This window comes from Bacillus sp. CZDM1 (genome assembly GCF_055502545.1).
This window is the reverse complement of sequence record NZ_JBUESO010000003.1, coordinates 510,969-534,760: the sequence shown is the minus strand read 5'-3', so window position 1 is coordinate 534,760 and position 23,792 is coordinate 510,969. Positions and strand designations below refer to the sequence as shown.

General features: G+C 40.3%; 13 protein-coding genes. 1 reads left to right on the top strand and 12 read right to left on the bottom strand.

Annotation, left to right across the window (positions count from 1 at the left end):
- Positions 1 to 94: 94 nt before the first annotated feature.
- Positions 95 to 2,245, bottom strand: a complete 2,151-nt coding sequence (gene nasC / locus ACY3XC_RS10200; protein WP_464868417.1) for an assimilatory nitrate reductase catalytic subunit NasC — start codon at positions 2,243 to 2,245, stop codon at positions 95 to 97.
- Positions 2,246 to 2,286: 41 nt separating this feature from the next.
- Positions 2,287 to 4,650: a nitrite reductase large subunit NirB gene (gene nirB / locus ACY3XC_RS10195; protein ID WP_464868416.1), complete on the bottom strand. Its 2,364-nt coding sequence runs from the start codon at positions 4,648 to 4,650 to the stop codon at positions 2,287 to 2,289.
- 612 nt (positions 4,651 to 5,262) lie between these two features.
- Here nirB and ACY3XC_RS10190 point away from each other — a divergent pair.
- The gene (locus ACY3XC_RS10190) at positions 5,263 to 6,462 is read left to right on the top strand and encodes a nitrate/nitrite transporter (protein WP_464868415.1); all 1,200 of its coding nucleotides are present in this window, start codon (positions 5,263 to 5,265) and stop codon (positions 6,460 to 6,462) included.
- 209 nt (positions 6,463 to 6,671) lie between these two features.
- Here ACY3XC_RS10190 and ACY3XC_RS10185 read toward each other — a convergent pair whose 3' ends face one another.
- From ACY3XC_RS10185 to gltB, 10 genes are all read right to left on the bottom strand, one after another.
- Positions 6,672 to 7,898 (bottom strand): endo-1,4-beta-xylanase, encoded by a 1,227-nt coding sequence (locus tag ACY3XC_RS10185; protein ID WP_464868414.1) that lies wholly within the window; start codon positions 7,896 to 7,898, stop codon positions 6,672 to 6,674.
- 371 nt (positions 7,899 to 8,269) lie between these two features.
- Positions 8,270 to 9,238, bottom strand: a complete 969-nt coding sequence (locus ACY3XC_RS10180; protein WP_464868413.1) for a selenium metabolism-associated LysR family transcriptional regulator — start codon at positions 9,236 to 9,238, stop codon at positions 8,270 to 8,272.
- Positions 9,239 to 9,271: 33 nt separating this feature from the next.
- Positions 9,272 to 10,327: a YeiH family protein gene (locus ACY3XC_RS10175; protein ID WP_464868412.1), complete on the bottom strand. Its 1,056-nt coding sequence runs from the start codon at positions 10,325 to 10,327 to the stop codon at positions 9,272 to 9,274.
- 198 nt (positions 10,328 to 10,525) lie between these two features.
- Entirely contained in the window at positions 10,526 to 12,043 is a 1,518-nt protein-coding gene (locus ACY3XC_RS10170) for an APC family permease (protein WP_464868411.1), read from the bottom strand.
- A gap of 115 nt (positions 12,044 to 12,158) precedes the next feature.
- Entirely contained in the window at positions 12,159 to 13,928 is a 1,770-nt protein-coding gene (xsc, locus tag ACY3XC_RS10165) for a sulfoacetaldehyde acetyltransferase (RefSeq protein ID WP_464868410.1), read from the bottom strand.
- A gap of 21 nt (positions 13,929 to 13,949) precedes the next feature.
- Positions 13,950 to 15,311, bottom strand: coding sequence for an aminotransferase (locus ACY3XC_RS10160; RefSeq protein ID WP_464868409.1), 1,362 nt, complete (start codon positions 15,309 to 15,311; stop codon positions 13,950 to 13,952).
- A gap of 18 nt (positions 15,312 to 15,329) precedes the next feature.
- Positions 15,330 to 16,466 carry an alanine dehydrogenase gene (gene ald, locus ACY3XC_RS10155; RefSeq protein WP_464868408.1) on the bottom strand — a complete coding sequence of 379 codons (1,137 nt, stop codon included), beginning with the start codon at positions 16,464 to 16,466 and terminating at the stop codon, positions 15,330 to 15,332.
- A 210-nt stretch (positions 16,467 to 16,676) separates the two neighbouring features.
- Positions 16,677 to 17,399 (bottom strand): GntR family transcriptional regulator, encoded by a 723-nt coding sequence (locus ACY3XC_RS10150; protein ID WP_179157534.1) that lies wholly within the window; start codon positions 17,397 to 17,399, stop codon positions 16,677 to 16,679.
- Positions 17,400 to 17,730: 331 nt separating this feature from the next.
- Complete coding sequence (gltD, locus tag ACY3XC_RS10145) at positions 17,731 to 19,197, bottom strand: glutamate synthase small subunit (protein ID WP_464868407.1); 1,467 nt, start codon at positions 19,195 to 19,197, stop codon at positions 17,731 to 17,733.
- Positions 19,198 to 19,214: 17 nt separating this feature from the next.
- Positions 19,215 to 23,762 carry a glutamate synthase large subunit gene (gene gltB, locus ACY3XC_RS10140; RefSeq protein WP_464868406.1) on the bottom strand — a complete coding sequence of 1,516 codons (4,548 nt, stop codon included), beginning with the start codon at positions 23,760 to 23,762 and terminating at the stop codon, positions 19,215 to 19,217.
- Between the last annotated feature and the right edge of the window lie 30 nt (positions 23,763 to 23,792).

The window sequence follows — 23,792 nt, the reverse complement described above, 5'->3', positions numbered from 1 at the left end:
GAGCCCGGTTCAATACCGTAACCATACCAACCAATTAGCTGCTTAAAATAAAACTCTAACTTTCGGGGGTCACATCAGAACCGTCCCCTTGGTTTTAATGAGCGAATGAATCCATAACTGCCTTTACTTTTACAGCACTTAATTTAAATCCTGGCATTTTGCATATAGGATCCAGGTCTTTTGAAACTAATAGATTCACATTTTGCGAGTCGGCCCAATGAAAAGGAACAAATACTGTATCCTGACGAATGGTTTCCGACCATTTACTCCTAACAACAATACTACCTCGTTTGGATTCTATCCTCACTAGGGAACAATCTTCAATACCGTATTTTTTAGCAGTTGTCGGGTGAATTTCTACAAAGGATTCTACATTTCTAGCTGCCAATGCCGGACTTTTTCTCGTTTGTACTCCTGTTAAATAGTGCGCCATCACTCTTCCTGTTGTTAAATAGAGGGGATACTCCTCACTCAGCTGTTCCTTAGCCATGTCTGGACGGTTTGAGACTGCCACCATCTCTGCTCTGCCATCAGGATGGGAAAACGAGGTTTCAAACAAACGTTTTGTCCCTTTATGCTCAAGGTCAGGACACGGCCAAAGGATGCCTCCTTCCTTCCGCAGACGCTGATAGCTGATTCCATAATAATCCGCTTTTCCCCCACGGCTCGCCACCCGTAATTCATTAAAGATTTCTTCCGCAGACGAATAGTTAAAGTATTCTCCTTTTCCAAGAACATGAGCTACATCACATATAATTTGCCAATCATGTTTCACTTCCCCCGGACAAGGATAACTCGCTTCCCTTAATGTCACCCTTCCTTCCAGATTTGTCATCGTTCCTTCATCTTCTAAATAAGAGGAAGCTGGTAAAATTACATCTGCTAATCTCGCAGTCTCTGACACAAACAGATCTACCGCTACTAAAAATTTCAACTTTTGTAATGCCTTTTTAACAAATTGTGCGTTCGGATTGGAAACCACTGGATTCGAGCACATTAAAAACATGCTCGTAATCTCACCGTTATCGATATTTTCCATTATTTCAAACGCGGAAACACCTTTTCTAGGTATTTCGTCCTTTTCCACGCCCCAAACGCTTGCAATATAAGCGCGGTGTTCCTCAATTTCAATCGATCGATATCCTGGCAGTTGGTCTGCTTTTTGTCCGTGTTCCCTTGCACCCTGACCATTTCCTTGTCCTGTAATCGCTCCAAAACCACAATTCTGCTTGCCAATTTTTCCGGTCGAAATAAGAATGTTCAGGAAATTACGAACAGCCATAGAGCCGTCCGTGTGCTGTTCTACCCCTCTTGCAGTGAAAATCATCCCCGTTTTTTCTTTTCCAAATTTACGAGCTGTTTTTTGAATTTGCTCTTTTGGAACACCTGTTATTTCCTCGATTTCTAGCAAATCCGTAGATGATATATGTTGTTGGACATCCTCAAAACCTTTGACCCGTTCATGAATAAAGGCATGATCGATATAGTTTTCCTCTATAATCACCTTTAATAATCCGTTCGCTAAGGCTGCATCTGTTCCAGGTTTGATTTTTAAATGCAAGTCTGCCATTTTCGTGGTCGCTGTTTCGCGTGGATCAATCGCAATAATATAAGCACCTTTTTCCTTTGCTTTCTCAAAATAGGGCATGATTGTAGGCTGACATTCTGCGATATTCGTCCCCGCAAGAATGATACATCGAGTAAACGGAATCTCCTGCAGGCTATTGGTAAATCCTCTATCCATTCCAAACGTTTGAGAGGCTGCAGAAGCCGCTGCTGACATGCATAATCTGCCATTATAATCAATATATCTCGTTTTCAAAGCAACCCGAGCAAATTTCCCCAGTAAATAAGCTTCTTCATTTGTAACGGACGCACTCCCATAAACAGCTAGGGCATTTAGCCCATCTTCCTCTTGAATTCTAGTAAAGTTATTCTTAATATGTTCCAATGCCTCTTCCCAGCTAACACGGACAAATTCTCCATTTTTTTTAAGCAATGGATATTTCAACCGTTCGTGATGAAAGCTATGTTGATGGGCATTCATCCCCTTCATACACAATCTGCCCTGAGATGTAGGGTTGTTTCTTCCAATCGTTACATGTTTTTTTCTGGTCACAATGGACTGTTCTAACAGCTGCATTTTACATTGCATACTGCAAAATGGACATTGTGTATCATATCTTTTTTCTGACTTCACTTCCTGCTGCTTTGAGCGGAAATACTTCAATAACAATTCCGTCAAACGTCACTCCCCCTTTTTTGCTTATTTTTATTATGAATTTGTTAAAAGAGGCTTTTCTCTACTAAATTCTTCCGTAAAGCAGTCTCCTCTGCAAAATGCTTGAGTAGCTGCTGGCGAAGTTCATCATCAAATAAAACTTCCCTTACATGAACCAATCCGACTCTTTCTACCCATTCCCATGTTCGCTCCAAATAATTAGCTGTCTCACGATAATATTGAACAAAACCTATGATTAACTCCATCGCTTCCTCAGAGGTGGCAGCAACACATAATAACACACCCGAACGAACATGACGCCCGCTGCTTCCTCCGATATATATTTCCCATCCCCGATCAACCCCAATGACGCCAACATCTTTTGTGGTCGAACCTGCTCCGTTATGCAAGCAAGAGGATATGCCCATTTTGATCTGATAAGGGGTAGTGAGAAATTCTAATTGCTTTTCGAGGGTTACTGCAAGCTCAATCGATGGTTTTTTATCGCATGAACAAATATGTTCCCCAATACACGTTTTAATATTTTGGACACCATTAGCCTGCTGCGAACTTAAGGGCATGTTTAAATCTGCCCATACATCGGATAAATCTTCTTTTTTAACACCAAGTAAATGGATTCTTTGGTCACTCGTGATTGCGACATTTATATGATATTTTTCAGCTGCTTGAGCAATTTTTCTTAATTGCTCTGGATTGGTGATACCACCATACATTTGTGGGATAAGGGTATAGGTCCCATCGGATTGAATCACTGCATTCATTTTTTCGTTTATAAAAAGAACGTCCTGTTTACTCTCATATTCTGGATTGATCATTCCTAAATAATAATTAATCGCTGGACGGCAAATAGAACAGCCTTCACTAGTTTTCCAATCTAAGACTTCCATGACTTCCTGTATAGTTGTTAATCCTCGCCTTTGCACCTCATGAACCACTTCATCATCATTTAATGTTGTACAAGAACACAGACATGACTTTTCTTCTAAGACTTCTTCAACTTCATTATTCTGTATATATGACAACAGGTCGGCCACGTGTGGTTTACATCCTCCGCAGGAGCTTGAAGCTTTCGTACATTTTTTGATCTCTCCAACAGTAGTTAACCCTTCACGTTGAATAGCCTCCTGAATAGTTCCTTTCGTCACACTATTACAATTGCAAATGATCTTACTGGCTGGAAAAGATGCAATAGAAAATCCACCGTCCTTCGCCTTTGGAAAAAGTGCAACCTTTTCAAGCTCCGACACATCCTGATGTTTGAGAATCATGTCCAGCAATTTGGTTCGTTCCTTTGTTTCACCGTACAAGACTGCACCAATAATCTTATAATCCTGAAAAACTACTTTTTTATAAGCTCTCTCAACCTCATCATAAATCTTTATAGATTGGTTTGAAGAATCCTTATCATGAATGATTCCTACTGAAAACAGGTCTACACCTGAAATTTTCAGTTGGGTAGAAAGAACACTTCCTTCGTAACCTGGACCTTCTATACCACAAATCCGTTTTGCTAATACTTTACCTTGTTCATAAAGAGGCTGTACCAAGCCATATACCATTCCTCGATGCTCGACACATTCCCCCAGAGCGTAAATGTTCGGTACACTAGTCTCCATATAATCATTTACTAGAATTGCACGGTTTGTTTCAATTCCAGTTTTTATTGCTAGTTGAACATTCGGCCTGACACCAGCAGCCATCACAACAAGATTTGCTTCAACTTCTGTTCCATCTTTAAAAATGACACCTTTCGCACCAATATCTCCAACGATTTCCTTTGTCTCTTTTTCGAATAGAAATTTCATTCCTTGACTTTCCAGTTCTTTTTGAAGCATTCTTGCTGCTGTTTCATCTAACTGCCTCTCCATTAAATAACTGCCAATATGAACGACATACACGGTCATCCCCAGATTAAGAAGTCCCTTTGCTGCTTCTATTCCCAATACCCCTCCACCAATCACCACTGCTTTCTTATTCTTCTTAGAGCTCTCTAACATTCTCTGACAATCTTCAATTGTTCTGAATGTAACTACACCTTGTTTATCGGCACCTGGAATCGGAAGTGAAAACGGAACAGAGCCAGTAGCTATTATAAGTTGATCATAAGGAACGATTAGGTGTTGATCCGTCTTGACAACCTGTAAATGTTTATCAATTTCAATTACTGTCTCTCCGGTATACAAATGAATATGATGACGCTCATACCATTCACGGTCATGCAGCGTAATATCTCCAAAAGATGAGTCCCCCTGTAAAATGGAGGATAAAAGAATACGATTATAATTTACGTGGGGTTCACTTCCAAAAATAGTAATCTCAAAACCGGAAGGGTCCAGCTTTAAAATTTCCTCAATACAGCGGACACCCGCCATTCCGTTTCCCACTAATACCAGCTTTTTTTTACCCATTTTAAACCTCCAGATCACACAAACTTAATGCCATCAATTATCACATAAAGTCAAAATAAAAAAATGAATCACGTTATATTTCCTTACATACTAGTTTTCTTCCAGCTTATTTTTCTGCCATGTTGTGACACCTGCACTCGGACAGCTTTTTCTTATTTGCAGGTTGCTCTGTCCAAATGAACCCGGCATTCAGACAGCTATTGCTTTTTCGCAGGTTGCTCTGTCCGAATGAACACAGCATTCGGACACCTATTCTTTTTTCAGTACCAGCCTAGTCCGAAATCACCCCTGCAATTGCCCCTAAAAAATCTTTTGTGATATTATCAGCAAATTTACGAAAAGAGACTTTTATAACACGCCATAAACCTTGTAATCATACCGATTTTTCATGGGAGAAAAAAATACATGTGTTAGGTTTCTTCACAGCAATTAAGACAAAACACCAGTATCAGACTATTCTTGAAACTATAAAAATTAGGAGGTATGCAAATTATGAAAAAAAATATTGGATTGGTTTCATTCATCTTTTTATTAGCTAAAGTCCTATTTTCAAAAGGAACGAAAAATATCGGGTGGTAACTCCTGATAGAAAACTTGAGAGGAGTAGATAGGATGAAAATAGCAGATTTGAAAAAAGCAGGCCATGCACCATCATTGGTCGCCTCATTTCTTTACTTTGATATCAGTTTCATGATTTGGGTTATGTTGGGAGCATTAGGGGTTTATATCACAAATGATTTCAATCTCTCTCCTTCTGAGAGAGGTTTAATAGTTGCTGTGCCCATCTTAAGCGGTTCTTTTTTTCGATTGATTCTAGGTTTCTTAACAGATCGAATAGGTCCTAAAAAAACTGCCATCAGTGGGATGACTGTGACAATCATTCCACTCTTATGGGGATGGTTATACGGTCAAACACTTACAGAACTTTTCATGATTGGAATACTTCTCGGAGTAGCAGGTGCAAGCTTTGCTGCGGCCATTCCAATGGCGAGCCGGTGGTACCCGCCGCATTTACAGGGATTGGCCATGGGTATTGCAGGTGCGGGGAACAGCGGTACACTATTGGCTACTTTATTCGGACCACGTTTGGCTGAAACGATCGGCTGGCATAATGTAATGGGACTTGCTATTATTCCCCTTCTCATTGTTATGGTTTTATATGTTGTAATGGCGAAAGATGCCCCATCACAGCCGAATGCAAAACCGCTTAAAGAATACTTTCAGGTTTTTAAACAAAAAGACACCTTATATTTCTGCCTGCTATATAGTGTTACCTTCGGGGGCTTTGTCGGACTATCTAGCTTTTTAAGCATCTTTTTTGTAGACCAATATCAGTTAACAAAGGTACGTGCTGGTGATTTTGTTACTTTGTGTGTGGCAGCCGGAAGTTTTTTCCGACCAGTGGGGGGATACATTGCAGATAAAATCGGCGGGGTTCGATTGTTAACTTTCTTATTTATTGGAGTTGGAATCACAATGTTTAGCATAAGCCAGCTTCCTGCCCTGCCTATTGCTATTGTAGGATTGTTTATTGGAATGCTTTGTCTTGGAATGGGTAATGGGGCAGTATTCCAATTAGTTCCTCAGCGATTCCAAGAGGAAATTGGTGTAATAACAGGTATTATCGGAGCTGCTGGCGGTGTGGGAGGATTCTTTGTTCCTAACATACTGGGGTCACTTAAACAAATGACAGGAACGTATGCTACCGGATTTTACATTTTAGCAGGGATTGGATTATGTGCTCTTTTCATCCTAGTCATCGCTCAACTATCATGGAGGAAGAACCTCGAGTCAAAACGTGCATCCATTTAATATGAAGTTCCTTTATTAGTTTTTAAACAGCCAAAAAGGCATGAGTTGGATATAAAAACCAACTCATTCCTTTTTGGTCCTATCATATTATAAATAGAATTAATACTTTCGACTGTTAAATCTATTATTCTACCTGGTAAATACGTTCCGACTAAAGCTGCACTTTAAAAAAATCAGCCCCACACATCGGAGCTGATTTACATACTTTTCTATTTGTGATCGATAATCGCCCAATAGGCTGGTTTTACATTGTATTCTGGATCAAATACAAATGGTGCATCTTTTCCGGATCTACTTTCTACTCTAGCATATGGTGCATTTGCGTCTGTTACAACGTTACCTTCTGTATCATAGTAAACATCTGCACGGTCATTTAACCATGTATGGTTATCGGCAATTCCCCAGAATGTCACATTACTGATTTTATCGCCAAATTTTTCATATAATTTAAATAAACGGTCATAACGGTCTGCTTGATCTATGAATTTCTGTCCTGGAATAGAATCATAGGTAGGATACGCCCTTACTGGCCAGCCATACATGCTGACATCAAGCTCAGTTATTTGGTTGTCTAACCCAAGTTCAGCAAACATGTTAATTGTGTCTTCAATTTCTTTTTCAGATGGCCATCCGATTTGAATGTGAGCCTGATGTCCAACACCATCAATTGGAACGCCTTGCTCTTTTAAACTTTTTACTAGGTTGTAAAGATATGTTCTTTTTGGTGTTACTTCTGAGTTGTAATCATTGATATATAGCTTTGCGTCTTGTGCTGCATATTCTCTGGCTGTTTCAAAAGCAACTTTAATATAGTCAGTTCCAGCAATCTGGTACCAGGCTGATTTTCGAAGGCCACCAGGTTGACCGCCCCATTCATCAATTACCTCATTCACCACATCCCAAGATTTCACATCATCTTTATAACGTGTTACCACTGTTTTAATATGATCTCGTAAACGCTGTAATAAAAGCTCTTTGTTTGCGGAGCGTTTTACTGGATCTATCTCACTTGGCATCCATTTTCCATCTTTATCAGTGAAGAACCAATTTGGTACCTGACTATGCCAAACAAGAGTATGTCCTCGTACTTCCATTCCATTTTCTTTTGCAAATTCGATAATTTTATCAGCTTGTTCAAAGTTATATACGTTTTCAGATGGATGAATGCTACTAGGCTTCATTACATTCTCAGCTACTAAACTATTAAAATGACGCTTTAACATTTTTGAGTCTTTTGCATCTAATAATTGATATGGCTCAACAGCTGCACCTATGGTGAAAGAATCTTTATATCGTTGGTCCAATTGTGGTGCTGTTAATCCGCTAATACTTGGTTTATTTGAGATATTTGTTTCGGCACCAACTGTCGATCCTACAGGTAATAATAAGGCTAAAGCTAATCCAGAAAGGATAGGTTTACGTAGAACTTTTACCATGTTTTATTCTCCTTTTTAACAAAAGATTTTTATTTCGAAAGGGCTTACTAAAATCTCTGAACAAAAGCGGGGAATTAATTGGATGGTAATTTGCATGTTATAAGGATTCAATTTATGTAATGACCACCTGTTACTGTTACTCAACCTCCTTTATAAATTTCATATCATGAAGGGACCTTCTTTCATAACTTTCTCTCTTTTCTGAATTCATTCTACCTAAAATAACATTGTTTAAATACCCAACAAAGTAAAGGTTATACTTTTATTACTAAAGGTGATAACACCAAGGGGACGGTAAATGGATTTTTCTTACTAAAATAGCAAATCAAAAAACCGCACGAGTGAAATACTCCGCTTGCGGTTTTTTAATATTAAAAATCTATTAGGTTAGAAGAAGTTTTCAAACCATTAGATATTCCATAATGGTCCATGGCACTTTTCTCATGAGATGGTACATAAAGTCCGCTCATGAGTTCAATCAGTTTTTTACCTGTTAATGGCAATGCTTCTTCATCGTAAACCATATAAAAATTCCGAAGCAAACGGAATTCTTCTATTTTAAGCCGTTGGAGTGTTTTTAATTCTAGCTCTTTTTTAACGGCTGATTTAGATAAAATGGATATTCCTAAACCAGCTTCAACGGCAGATTTAATCGCTTCAGTATGTTCAAGCTCTAATATAATTTTTAGATTAGCAGGGTCGACTTGATTTTTCCTTAAGATATCCTCCATAACCTGTCGTGTACCAGAGCCTTTCTCCCGAATAATGAAGGGTAGTTCCATCAGTTCATGAATCGTAACACAATCTTTTTCTGTGAAGCTATGGTTTGGAGGCGCTATAACAATCAGCTCATCCTCGGCAAAGGGCACTTGTTTGATAGCTGGATATGATAGCATTGATTCTATAAATCCAACATTAATTTCTTGGTTCTTAAGTTTCTCAATAATTTGTCCGGAATTGTATATTTTAAAGTGAATCTTCACTAAAGGATATAGCTGATTAAACTTCGCCAAAACAAATGGAAGTACATGTTCACCTATCGTTAGACTTGCCCCTGCCTTTAAGTCTCCATGAACCATTCCTTTTAGTTCTTTCAGTTCATTGGTTGTTTCATTAATAATTGAAAATAATTTTTTAACCTGTTTATATAATATTTCTCCTGCTGGAGTTAACGACATTTTTTTCGTTGTCCGTTCGATTAATTGACATTCCCACTGTTCCTCAAGCTGCTTAATTTGTATGCTTACAGCTGATTGCGAAATATGCAAATCTTTTGCTGTTTGTGAGAAACTTTTGTTGTTAGCAGCCACATAAAATACTTTTAAATAATCTAAATTCATTCAATTCCCCTCATAATTAACAGATTTTGCAAACTAAAATAATCGATATATAAACAATAATATAGGGGAAAGACAAATAATTCCAACAAACCCTAGAATTGCCACAACAACCGGTTTAATACCCACTTTTCTAAAATCTGACCATTTAATACTTAAACCTAGTCCTGCCATGCCCATCGCAAGGAAATAGATGCTGAGTAGCAGAAGTAAGTTGATAATGTAATCGGGAATCAACTGTAAGGTGTTAATACAACTCATAAGCAAAAATCCGAAGATGAACCAAGGAATCGGAAGTTTTCTTAAATTCCTCTCCTGTTTTACATTTTTTCTATTGATAAAAAAGCTGATTAATAATGCAACTGGAATCAAAAGTAATACTCTCCCAAGCTTAACAAGGATGGCCGTTTCACTTCCAAGCTCACCGCCAGGGACTGAGGCAGCCACTACATGGGCCAATTCATGCAATGTAGCCCCTACTAACAAACCATATTCCGTATCGGTCAGTGGTAAGAATGGAAATAGAAAGATAAATAACAAAGCGCCTATTGTTCCTAGGATGGCAATACAGGAGACAGCAACCGCTGTTTGTTCTTGTTTACTTTTTATTAAAGGTGCTACGGCTACAATAGCTGCTGCTCCACAAATGGCTGTTCCCGCTGCTACTAAAATCGTTAACTCTTTATTGGTTTTGAAAAATCTTCCAAGGGTTAATATGAACATCATGGTAAAGGCAATCACCAGGATATCAATGATGATGATCGATACCCCGGAATCAACGATTTGAAACAAATTTAACCGGAACCCTAAAAGAATAATACCTGCACGCAATAATTTTTTACTACTGAATTGGATTCCTAAGGATACATTTATTGAGCCTGGTAACGGTATTGTATTGTTCCAAAGTGCTCCCAGAAGAATTGAAATAATCATGATTCCCATAATCGAGAACAAAGGTAATTTTGCTATTAATCCAGCTAAGAAAGCTAAACTAAATGTGAGTAATATACCTATTCCATATCCCTTATAATCTAACCTTCTTTTTGGCTGGACTTCTATATGCTGCAATTCTTGGACTTTTTCAGCACCCATTCTAATCCCTCCATCCTTTATATATTTAGGGTATCATGGTTTCTCCCCTGTATTTCTTTGATTTTATAAAGGGATTTATTAAATAGTTTAATAAAGCAATCACATGGTTATAGATCCAAAAGGAAAAGGAGATTCATATAATATCTCCTTTTTTTGCTTAGCCGTTATTTTTTATAACAGGAACAGATGGATCCAAATTTAAGATTTAATATCCAATGTTGATTGACCAGGTTGACGAGAAATATCATCCTCATTTGTAAGCGTTTTCCCAATAATGTAATAATCGAGCTTGTCTTTTGGAATAATTTGGTATTCCTTCCTTTTGTACAAATAAAAGGCAATACCTAAAAGAGTCCAAACAAGTAATGCTATTAGTGAAGGTGTCCCTAATGCTGATGGAGAAAATGGGATTAATAATAGGCCTAAGAAAGAGAGACTGGATATGATTCCGATAAGACAGATGAATTTCTTTACCGGTGATACAAGTCCCTCTCCCTCTTCACCTGTAAGAAGTCCTTTATCTTTTTCGCTCCACTTAAAGACTTTATAGGCAGTAAAACAGGTATAAAAATAGGCAATCGTTACACCCGTTGCGGACATATCGACAATCCATAATAGGACCGGGCGGCCAAACCATGGTGCAATTAAGCAAAAAACAGCTGTAAAAATAATACCTAAATGTGGAGTCTTATATTTTGGATGAAGCTTTGCAAAAGAATCAGGTAATATTTTTGCCCTCGCCATGGCAAATAACAAGCGGCTCGAGGAAACATAGAAACCATTAAGTCCAGTAAATACACCCATGCACATCGCGACGGCTAATAATACCATTCCCAATCCGCCAAGTGTGCTTGAAACGACATCTCCCGTTCCCCAGATTGGTTCCCCTTCCACTAATTGCTGCCAGGGAACTGCTACACCGGTGGCTATGATCATAAATGCATATAGAAATGCTGCGAAAATAAGTGAGTAAATGATTAAAGAAAAGGCCTTTTTTGGTGGAAAATTAAATTCTTCTGCTGCTTGTGGAATATTATCAAATCCAACATAGGCCCAAGGTGCAATGGCTATAATTGCGATGATACCCGATAGAGCCGGAATTCCTGGCTTCATTAAAGGCGTTAAGTTTGATAGGCTTGTATCAGGATGTAAAATCATACCAGCTGTCAATAACACGACCCCTAACACTAGAATGATACAAAAAACATATTGAATTTGGCCTGAAAGGGATGCGCCCTTGATATTAAAATAGGCGAAGAGAATTAATGCAAGACTAGCGATGATTACTTCTCCTAGGTAAACCTGCCAGCCGTTAATTTCATATAAAAATACTACATTTGTAATCGAGGGCAAGATGAATTTCCCTAGCAGGGCAAGTGCTGATGCGTTTAAAGCAACGATACAAATATAACCAAGCGTTAAGAACCATCCGCATATATAAGCATGTATCCTGCCGAAACCAACATAAGCATAGGCGAATTCTCCTCCTGAAACCGGAAGCTTTTCTATTAAAATCCCATAGCTGACTGCTATTAACATCATTAAAAGTCCACCAATTAAGAGACCAATAATTGCTCCTAGTGGCCCAGCTTTACCCATCCATTCTGTTGGCAGGATAAAACATCCCCACCCGATTGCTGAACCTAAAGCAATTGCCCAAATCCACTGTGGTTTAAAGCTTTTTTCGAGTTGAACTCTTTCCTGTTCCAAATACATGCCCCCTTTTATCGATACAAAATTTTATATAAATGTTCTACTTTCATCCCCTACTCCTCCTATTTACAAAAAGCAGGAGTCTAGTATTGATCTACTAAACTCCTCTTGTCTGTTCTTACCAATTACGATGATCTAAGTGTGCATATTTTGGTAATAATCTTGTTGGTAATTGTAAGGCATCCTTTCTAAACGGCGGTGCCAGCTGCGTTCCATCTACCTGGATATCAATGACTGTAGGTTTATCGGATTTTAATGCTGTTTGCAAAGCCTCTCGCAGTGCTTCAGGATTATCAACGCGCACCCCGTTGGCTCCCATGCTCTTTGCTACTTCTGCAAAATTCGGCCCTTCAATATCAGCGCCTACAAATCTATTATTATAAAAATCTACTTGGTTCTTTTTCTCTGCACACCATGCTCCATTATTAAAGACACACGCAATGATTGGAAGCTTTTGTTCAACGGCTGTACTCACTTCATGCAAGCTCATTCCCCAAGCACCATCACCGACAATCGCAACTGCTGGGCAATCAGGGGCAGCAAGCCTTGCGCCAATAGCTGCTGGGTAAGCAAATCCACAGTTACCAAATGTTAAAGCGGCTAAATGCTTGCGAGGCTGAGTAAATTTCAAATAGGAATTGGCAGTAGAAGACGTGTTCCCAATATCGGATGAAACAATCGCATCTTCAGGCAGTACGCGTGAAATTTCCAGAAGGGCGCGTCGTGGATTCATCGGTTTACCTTCCACCATCGCTAAATCAACAAGCTCTTGTTCCCAGTTTTTCTTCTCAGCTGCGACTTTTTGAACCCGTTGTTCATTTCGTGGAAGATTCGGCACTTTTACCTTTAAGCGAGTCAAAATTTCATTGCTCGCATCGAAGGCATCCCCTAGGATTCCCACTTCTACAGGGTGAGTTCTTGCAATATTACGATGATTGATGTCAATTTGAATGATTTTTGCTTCCTTAGGGAAATAGTCAATATCATAGCAAGGAAGCGTTCCAAATACGGATAATCTTGTTCCAATCGCTAAAACGACATCAGCATCCTTCAATGTATTCATAGCAGCCTTTGATCCCATATAACCAATTGGTCCTACGGCAAGCTCATGATTACATGGAAAAGCATCGTTATGCATATAAGAAACAGCAACAGGAGCTGATAAATACTCCGCTAATTCTTGAACAACTGGGACAGCATCGGCATCTACAGCCCCTCTTCCAGAGATAATCACCGGATTTTTTGCATTTTGGAGAATTTTAACTGCTTCATCAATCGCTCTTGAATCACCAAAGCCTTTCTTTTCTACCCGATATTGATAAGGCTGTAAAATATAGTCCTCTACTTCTCCATAAAAATAATCCCTTGGGATATCATAAAGAACTGGACCTCTTTCCGCATAAGCGAGGCGGAATGCAGTCCGTAAACAGTCAGCAACACGGCTCGGATGAGGTACGCGGACAACTGCTTTTGTAATTTTATCAAAGACAGAAACTTGATCACATTCCTGGAATCCATCCCAGCCAACTGTTCTTGTTCCTGCGGATGGTGAAATAATAACCATTGGTGTATGGGCATGGGTGGCTGCTGCAACAGATGTGACCATATTGGTGATCCCTGGTCCATTTTGACCAATAACAACCCCTGCTTTTCCTGTTATTCTTGTAAAAGCATCGGCCATATGGGCAGCACTTTGTTCATGGCGGACTGGAATAAATTTAATGCCTGCAGCAGGGAGAAGGTCCAGCATATCCATAAAAGCTGAGCCTAAAATCCCATACATTTGGTCAATACCTTCCGCTAATAACGTTTCAACAATTGCCTCACTTGGAGTCATCTTTATTTTTTTTGTTTTCATTGCTTGTAATTCCTTTTCTACTTTTGCCATTATGAACACAACCTTTTCTAATTAAATTTGATTGAAAGCATATTTTACTGTTTCGACTAAGAAATACAGGTCATCTTCAGTTGATGAAAGCGGTGGTGCAACAATGATGACGTTATTAAATCCTGGTACTGTATCCCCGTTACGGCCAATAATTAAGCCTTTTTCTTTACACTTCCCAATAATTTTTGTCATTAATTCATCGGAAGCAGGCTCTTTTGACTGTTTATCTGTTACCACTTCAATGCCATATAAAAATCCGGAATGACGTACCTCACCAACATGTGGATGGTCATTCAAATCTTTTAATCTGCCTAAAATCTTATCACCTAAATCTGCGACTCTCTCAACAATATTTTCGCGTTCGATGATTTCAATATTTTTCAACCCAACGGCACAGCTGGCTGGGTGTCCGCCGTAGGTAGAGACGTGGCGCAAGTGATTATCAGCACCTTTGTCCTTAAATTTCTCGAAGATATGAGATTTAACTGCTGTAGCACCAAGTGGTAAATAGCCACTTGTTAAACCTTTTGCCATCGTAACAATGTCGGGTTGAACTCCATCTGAATGCATAAAACCAAACATTTTCCCCGTTCGGCCAAATCCGGATACCACCTCATCCATTATGAGTAGAACATCATGTTTTTTACATATTTCTGCTACCCGCTGCAGGTATTTAGGAGAAGGGATAATCACTCCACCCCCAGAAATAAATGGTTCCATGATAACGCCTGCTACTGTTTCCGCACCTTCCCAAGTAATCATTTGGTCGATCATATCAGCAGCTACTTTATCCACATCCTTCACTTCATCCCCAAATGGACTTCGATAGCTATAGGGCGGCGGTACATGAAGGAAACCTGGTACCCCCGGATCGTACTTCACCCGGCGATTTGCTTGTGCAGTCGCACTTAAGGCTCCTAACGTAGAGCCATGATAGGCACGATATCTGGAAATAAACTTATACTTACCCGGATTTCCGTTTTGATTATGATATTGGCGGGCAATTTTGAATGCGGTTTCATTTGCTTCCGAACCGCTATTTGAAAAGAATGTTTTGTAGGAATCCCCTAGAAGTTCGCTAATTTTTGCAGAGAGTTCAATTGCTGGTGTATGACTGAGTGTAAGTGGAAAATAGGAAAGCTTCATCATTTGTTCGGCTGCCGCATCGACAATTTCTTTACGGCCATGTCCTAAGTTTAAACACCAGAGTCCTGAGACCCCGTCCATATAACGATTTCCATTAAGGTCTGTAAACCAGGCTCCTTCACCTGATTCCGCAATCATTGGCTTCCCGCCTTCAACATGGCGGCTCATCGCATGCCATAAATGCTCATTATCCTGGTTTACCAACTTTTCATGATCCAGAATGTCTGTTTTGTTCATCGACAAATGCCTCCTTTATTATTTAGTTGTCTGTAAGTTCTTGTGAAATACATCTTTTATTGGTGTGAAAGGTAAGTTATACGTAGAAGCGACAGCAGGATGAGTAACTTTTCCTTCAATAGTGTTAAAGCCCTTTGCTAGTGCTGTATTGAATAAAGCAGTATGTTCTATTCCTTTATTCGCAATTTGCAGTCCATATTGTAAGGTGACATTTGAGAGCGCATAGGTGGAGGTTCTTGATACTGCACCTGGGATATTAGGAACAGCGTAATGCAAGACACCGTGTTTCATAAATGTAGGCGCATCATGAGAGGTTGTATGATCAATGGTTTCAATCGATCCCCCTTGGTCGATTGCAACATCGATAATAACGGATCGGTCTTCCATTTGTTTTACCATTTCTTCGGTCACAAGCTGTGGTGCCTTTGCACCTGGGATAAGAACAGCACCTATTAATAGGTCGGCAGATTTTACTTCTTGAGCAATATTATAGCTGTTGGACATAATCGTTTTTACTCTGCCAGAGAATAAATCATCTAATTGGCGAAGACGCTCAGGATTGACATCCAAAATTGAAACTTCTGCCCCAAGACCTATCGCCATTTTTGCTGCATTCGTTCCTACAACCCCGCCGCCAATAATGACCACTTTAGCTGGTTTGACGCCAGGAACTCCTCCTAGTAAAAGACCTTTACCGCCATTAATTCTTTCTAGGATTTGGGCTCCTAATTGAACAGACATTCTACCTGCAACTTCGCTCATTGGAGTTAGGAGAGGAAGTGAGCCATTTTCTAGCTGAATGGTTTCATAAGCAATTGAAACCACCTCTTTTTCTAGTAAAGCCTTTGTTAACTCAGGTTCAGCTGCTAGGTGGAGATACGTAAATAAGATTAGTCCTTTACGGAAATACTTAAATTCATCTGTTTGAGGTTCCTTTACTTTGACCACCATATCTGCAGCCCATGCCTCTTGGGCAGTTGGGACAATCGTTGCTCCCGCCTTTTCATATTCTTCATTTGTAATCCCGCTTCCAATACCTGCGTCTTTTTCAATAAAAACACTGTGGCCAGATGAAACATAAGCAGCCACGCTGGCAGGAACCATGGAAACACGATTTTCATTATTTTTTATTTCCTTTGGTACACCAATTTTCATACGTTCACATCCAATCTTTTAATTATAAAGGTTTTCATCCTTAGGATTAGATTTTCACTAATCACAATGTCGTGACGTCCGTACCAGTTAGAGGATAAAAATCTCTTAATCCGATTAAAACACACATATTTGTAATTTTCAATATATTCAATAAAATAATTTTATTAAAAATCATAATAGTTTTTATTTATATAATTCATAAGTATTACTCTAGCTATTCTTTCTACTCAATTTGATGCGAAAAGAATACATATCTGAACGAAAAAATGCTAGGTAGTATTCAACTAAATCTCCTTGTTCATCGGTTAATAGTCTTTCAGTCAGCAATACGTGCTGGGACTCCTCAACACCTAATAAATCAGCATCCTCCTTTGAAAGTTGACTGCTGGTTATAATCTGTTCAGCCTCCGAAAGTTTTATATTGAGATTTTGTTCCAGCAAATCAAATAAGGTCCCTTTTTGAATATCATGCTGAGCAAGCCGCTTGCCAATTTCAACAGGGTAATATTGAATTTCAATAGCGATAGGGATCTGATTTGCATAACGAACTCGTTTAATATAATAAGCCTCTTCAAAGCCGGTTAATTTTTGAACTTCACTTGGCGGATTGACAACCCCATGCGTAACTAACCTGGCATCAGGCTTCATACCCATTCTATTAATGATTTCTGTTGTGCTGCTTAAACTTCCTAACCAATCCTGTATTGGTTTAACGGAAATAAAAGTACCTTTTCCATGAATTTTCTCAAGAATTCCATCATTGACTAAATGAGAAACCGCTTCTCTTACCGTACTTCTGCTTACTTTATATGCATCCATTAGTTCTCTTTCACTAGGAATCTTTTCTTGATAATGTCCTTCCTTTATATGTTTTTCAAGTTCAATTTTCAATTGAATATGAAGTGGGATCGGGTTTTTAGGATCTAGTTCCATTTTCAATTTAACTCCTTCCATTCTTATATTCTTTATATGAGTTGTAAACAGACTATTAACTTAATGTTATGCTGGATTGGTCACAAAGTAAATTATTTTTTTTATATTCTCATATTTAACAAGTTCCCCCTTGGGCTTTAGTACAAAATTCCTCACTTTCGTTAGAGACTGCGAGGAATTTGCAAACTTTATCATTATTTATCAAACCTGAGCTGCTTCTGTTCCCTGATAAATTCAAAATGCTGGCACAATGGTGTCTGAAACTATTTCTTTTCTTTTTTGCGCAAAATTCTCCTGACCTTTTTTGGCCAGGAGAATCCGTCTTGTTTTGCTATCCCATCAAATAGTTATGAACTTCCCGTGCAACTTCCCTGCCTTCGTTGATCGCCCAAACGATGAGGCTCTGACCTCTTCTGGCATCGCCAGCAGCGAACACTCCTTCAACGTTGGTTTTGAACTCACCGTACTTGGCAGCAACCTTTTGGTTGACTGCTTTCACACCGAATTGTCCTAACAATGGCTGTTCAGTACCTTCAAAGCCGATTGCGATAAACACAAACTGAGCTGGCCATACTTTTTCAGTTCCTGGGATTTCTTTAAAATAATACCGACCTTCTTCATCTTTTAGCTTCTCCATTTGGATGGTGTGAAGCTCTTTAAGATTCCCCTTCGCATCGGCAACGATTTTCTTTGTTTGAATCGAGTATTGGCGAGGATCTTCCCCAAATTTGGTTTCTGCTTCCTTATAAGCATAATCCATGGTAAAAACGTTCGGATATGCTGGCCATAAATTATCTGAAGTACGTGCACTAGGTAATTGCGGATGCTTGCCGAACTGAACGACACTCTTGGCTTTTTGGCGAAGCGCTGTGGCCACACAGTCAGCACCTGTGTCTCCGCCACCGATAACGATGACTTCTTTATCTTCTACATTAATAAATTGACCATCCTCAAAGTTTGAATCTAATAAACTTTTTGTTGCTAGCGTTAAATAATCCATCGCAAAGTGAATTCCCTTTGCTTCACGGCCTTCAATCACTAAATCCCGCTGCCTTTGGGCTCCTGTACAAAGGATGACCACATCGTACTTTGCTTGAAGTTCAGCGGTAGTGATATCTTTACCCACTTCTGTATTGGTAACAAAGTCAATGCCTTCCTGTGTCAATAAACGAATCCGGCGTTCTACAACTTCTTTCTCAAGCTTCATGTTCGGAATACCGTACATCAGCAAACCACCAGGACGGTCAGCACGCTCAAAAACCGTTACGGAATGGCCTGCTTGATTAAGCTGATCGGCTGCTGCCAATCCAGCAGGGCCGGAACCGATAACCGCCACTTTTTTTCCAGTTCGTGACTTTGGAATCCTTGGAGTAATCCATCCGTTTTCAAAGCCTTTATCGATGATCGCTTGTTCAATATTCTTAATTGTAACCGCTGGGTCGGAAATAGCTAACGTACATGATCCTTCACATGGTGCCGGACAAACCCTGCCTGTAAACTCAGGGAAATTATTTGTTTTCATCAGCCGGTCGAGTGCTTCTTTCCAACGGCCGCGGTACACTAAATCATTCCACTCTGGGATTAGGTTGTGAATCGGACAGCCTGATGTTGCTCCTTGAATCTCCATTCCGGTATGGCAGAAGGGGATGGAGCAATCCATGCACCGCGCCCCCTGTATACGTAACTTTTCATCAGAAAAAGGAACCGTATATTCGCTCCAATCATTTTGTCGTGTCAGCGGATTTCTTTCTCCCACTTTTTCGCGGGAATATTCCATAAATCCTGTTGGTTTCCCCATTGTTCCTCTCCCCTTTCTTAGCGATTTGCAGCTTCCTGCTGTTTAGATGCTTTTGGTTTTGCAGAGGAGTTCGCTAAAAAGGCACTCATGACTGCTTCTTCTTCCGTTAGTCCTGCTAATTTTTGCTCTTCAATCAAATGAATCATCCGTTTATAATCTTTCGGAATGACTTTGACAAATTTTCTCACACACTTTTTCCAGTTTTCGAGAACACAGCTAGCCTTTACACTTTGAGTGTAATGGAAATGGTTTTGGATTAACTGTTTTAGCTCATCCTGATCGGCATCGGTTGATACCGATTCAAATTCAATCAGTTCTTGATTACATAAATGTTTAAATGTATCCTTGTCTTCAGCTAAGACGTAGGCAATTCCTCCGGACATACCAGCTGCAAAGTTTTTGCCAACATCACCTAAAATAACAACACGTCCGCCCGTCATATACTCACAGCCATGGTCGCCAACTCCTTCAACAACCACATTAACGCCACTATTCCGAACCGCAAAACGTTCGCCTGCACGTCCGTTAATATAAGCTTCACCGCTTGTTGCCCCGATAAAGGCCACATTACCAGCAATGACGTTTTCTCCAGAAGCTATCTTCGTTTGCTCATCTGCTCTGACGATAATTTTTCCGCCAGATAGGCCTTTACCAACATAATCGTTCGCATCCCCGGTAAGATCTAGCGTCATTCCTTTTGGTACAAAGGCACCAAAGCTTTGTCCGGCAGAACCCGTAAATCGTAAGGTAATGGTATCCTCCGGAAGGCCCTCTTCACCATAGCGTTTGGATATTTCACTTCCAACGATGGTTCCTGCCACACGATTGATGTTTGAAATCGGGAAACTTAGATTTACAGGTGTCCCCTGCTGTAATGCTGGTTGAACGGCCGGAAGAATGTGTTTAATATCCAGTGATTCGTTAATTTTATGATTTTGTGGAGTTTTGAAGGTACGGTGTCCTTCAGGCTTATAAAGTAACGACGTTAAATCTAAATGCTGTGCCTTCCAATGTGTTTTTGCCCGCTCACTTACCGTTAACACATCTACGCGGCCGACCATTTCCTCAACACTTCTAAATCCAAGCTCAGCCATAAGCTCACGCACTTCCTGTGCAATAAAACGCATAAAATTAACAATATAATCAGCTTCACCTGAGAATTTTCTGCGAAGCTCAGGGTTTTGGGTGGCAATTCCCACCGGACATGTATCCAAATGACAAACACGCATCATGACACAGCCAAGCACTACTAGCGGTGCAGTTGCAAAGCCATATTCCTCGGCTCCGAGCAAGGCTGCCATCACAACGTCCTTACCTGTCATTAATTTCCCGTCTGTTTCCAGCACAACCCGGTCACGTAATCCATTCAGCATAAGTGTTTGGTGTGCCTCTGCTAACCCAAGCTCCCATGGTAATCCTGCATGCTGAATGCTCGTTTTTGGCGATGCACCCGTTCCACCATCGTAACCACTGATCACAATCACATCGGCTACTGCTTTTGCTACACCAGCAGCAATGGTTCCGACCCCGCCTTTTGAAACAAGTTTTACGCTAATTCGGGCTTCACGATTGGCATTTTTCAAATCATGAATAAGCTGCGCCAAATCCTCGATCGAGTAAATATCATGGTGCGGCGGCGGTGAAATTAAGCTAACTCCCGGCGTTGCTCCTCGAACATCGGCAACCCACGGATATACCTTTGTACCCATCAACTGCCCGCCTTCACCTGGCTTTGCACCTTGTGCCATTTTAATTTGCAGCTCTTCGGCATTGACGAGATAATGACTCTTAACCCCAAAACGCCCGGAAGCAACCTGTTTAATCGCACTTCCTCTGTTGTCACCATTTTCATCGACAACAAAACGGCTTGAATCTTCCCCGCCTTCACCTGAGTTGCTTTTTCCGCCTAATCGGTTCATGGCAATCGCTAATGTTTCATGTGCTTCTTTACTGATGGATCCAAACGACATCGCACCCGTTTTAAAGCGGCGGACAATCGAATCAACCGATTCTACTTCTTCAATCGGTATAGCTGTACGTTTTCCATTAAAGGAGAATAAGTTGCGTAAAAACCCAAGTCTTTCCTCATTTGCTTGTGCCGAGTATTTCTTAAATAATTCATAATCACCGTTGCGACAAGCCCATTGTAGAGTATGGATGGTTCCTGGATTAAAGGCATGGTGTTCCCCGTCATGTCTCCATTGAAAGTTACTGCCTGATTCTAAAGTCTTGTCAGTTGTTTCAGTAAAAGCTTCACCATGACGCAGCTTCGCTTCCTGAGCAATCGTGTCTAAACCAATTCCGCCAAGCTGGGAAACTGTTCCAGTAAAGTAGTTGTCGATGACATCTGAACTGATTCCAACTGCTTCAAAAATCTGTGCACCTCGGTAGCTTTGCACGGTTGAAATCCCCATCTTGGACATGACCTTTACAACACCCTCCGTCATGGCATCGATATACTTCTTCACTGCTTCTTGATAAGTGAATGGGATCGTTCCTTCCCGGGCAGCTTGCTGATAGGTAGTGAACACTAGATAAGGATTAATAGCATCAACACCATATCCGAGCAGCACCGCAAAATGATGAACTTCTCTCACTTCTCCTGTTTCAACAATAATGCTTGCCTTCGTTCTTAATCCTTCACGAATCATATGTTGATGAAGGGTACTCGCTGCCAATAAAGATGGAATGGCTACCTCTTTTGCATTCATATTTCGGTCAGAAAGGATTATCAAGCTTGCTCCGCCTGCAATGGCTTTGTCTGCTTGACGGCAAATTTCGTTAAGGCTATTTTCCAAATCCTCTGTAAACAGGATGTCGATTACATGGCTTTTAAATAATCCGTTCGTCTTTAGTTCTTCAAGCTGGCTGTTGGTTAGGATTGGTGTCTCCAACTGAATCCGACGGCAATTTTCTGCTGATGGATGAAGTAAATTTCCTTCTGCTCCTAAATAGGAAATGGTGGAAGTAACAATGGCTTCACGAATCGAGTCAATCGGTGGATTGGTTACTTGGGCAAATAATTGCTTAAAGTAGTTGAACAAGTTTTGCGGCCAGTCAGATAATACAGCAAGAGGCATATCATTTCCCATCGCACCAAGCGGATCCTTGCCTTCAGTCACTGCTGGAAGGATGTATTTTTGAATATCCTCATACGTATATCCAAACGCTTTTTGAAGGACAAGTAAATCAGCAGGAATCTCTTCCTCTGCCTCTTCTCTTTCCACCAATCGAACAAGCTGATCATTTAGCCATTGCTGATACGGCTGTTGACTCGCCAGCTGTGATTTGATCTCATCATCTGAAATGATTCTTCCTTCTTCTAAATCAATCAATAGCATTTTTCCTGGGCGCAGGCGCTCTTTGTACAATACCTTTTCTGGCTCTACATCAATAACGCCAACCTCTGAGGAAAAAATAATATAATCATCCTCAGTAACATAATAACGAGCCGGGCGCAGGCCGTTCCGGTCCAAAATCGCACCGATTTGTTTCCCATCCGTGAAAGAAATCGCGGACGGTCCATCCCATGGCTCCATTAGTGAACTGTGATATTCATAAAAAGCTCGCTTTTCCTCTGTGATATGAGGATTATCAGACCATGGCTCTGGTACAAGCATCATTGCTGCATGTGCTGGCTTTCGGCCGGCAAGAACCAAGAATTCAAGCGCATTGTCTAGAATCGAGGAATCACTTCCATCTGTATCGAGGATTGGCAGTACTTTTTCCAAATCCGCTCCAAACACCTCTGACACAAATTCACTTTCCCGTGCCTTCATCCATTGAATATTTCCCTGAAGTGTATTAATCTCTCCATTATGAATTAAATATCGGTTAGGATGTGCTCTTTCCCAGCTCGGAAAGGTATTTGTACTAAAGCGTGAGTGCACCAATGCAAACGCAGAGACAAAATTCTCATCCTGTAAATCTAAATAAAACTGATCCACCTGATCAGGCGTTAACAGTCCTTTGTAAACAATAGTCCTGCTCGAAAGACTAGCAAAGTAAAAACGATATTCTGATTCCTTTGCCCATTTTTCTGCTTGTTTACGAATGACGTATAATTTTCGTTCAAACGCTAATGAATCCGTACTATTTTCGTTGTCACCAACAAACAACTGGCGAATGACCGGACAGCTTTCCTGTGCCGTTACCCCTATCGGTTCTGCATTGACTGGGACTGTTCTCCAGCCAAGCACCCTTTGTCCCTCTTTTTCGACCATTTTATTAATATATGTTTCTATTTTCTCCCGTTCAGTATCATCCTTTGAGAAAAACAGCATCCCCACACCGTATTTTCCTTTTTCAGGTAAATCTATGGTTGAACATTCTTGGCGGAAAAATTGATCTGGTATTTGAACCATAAGTCCCGCGCCATCGCCTGTAAGCGGGTCACTCCCTTGTCCGCCGCGATGATCCAATTTACAAAGCATATTTAGTCCTTTTGCCACAATATCATGTGTGGCATTCCCTTTTATGTGAGCATACAAGCCGATTCCGCAGGCATCATGTTCAAATTCTGGACGGTAGAGACCTTGTGCTTTTGGTAGTTGATGATACGTCATTTCAAATCTCTCCCTATTGGTTAAATTGGT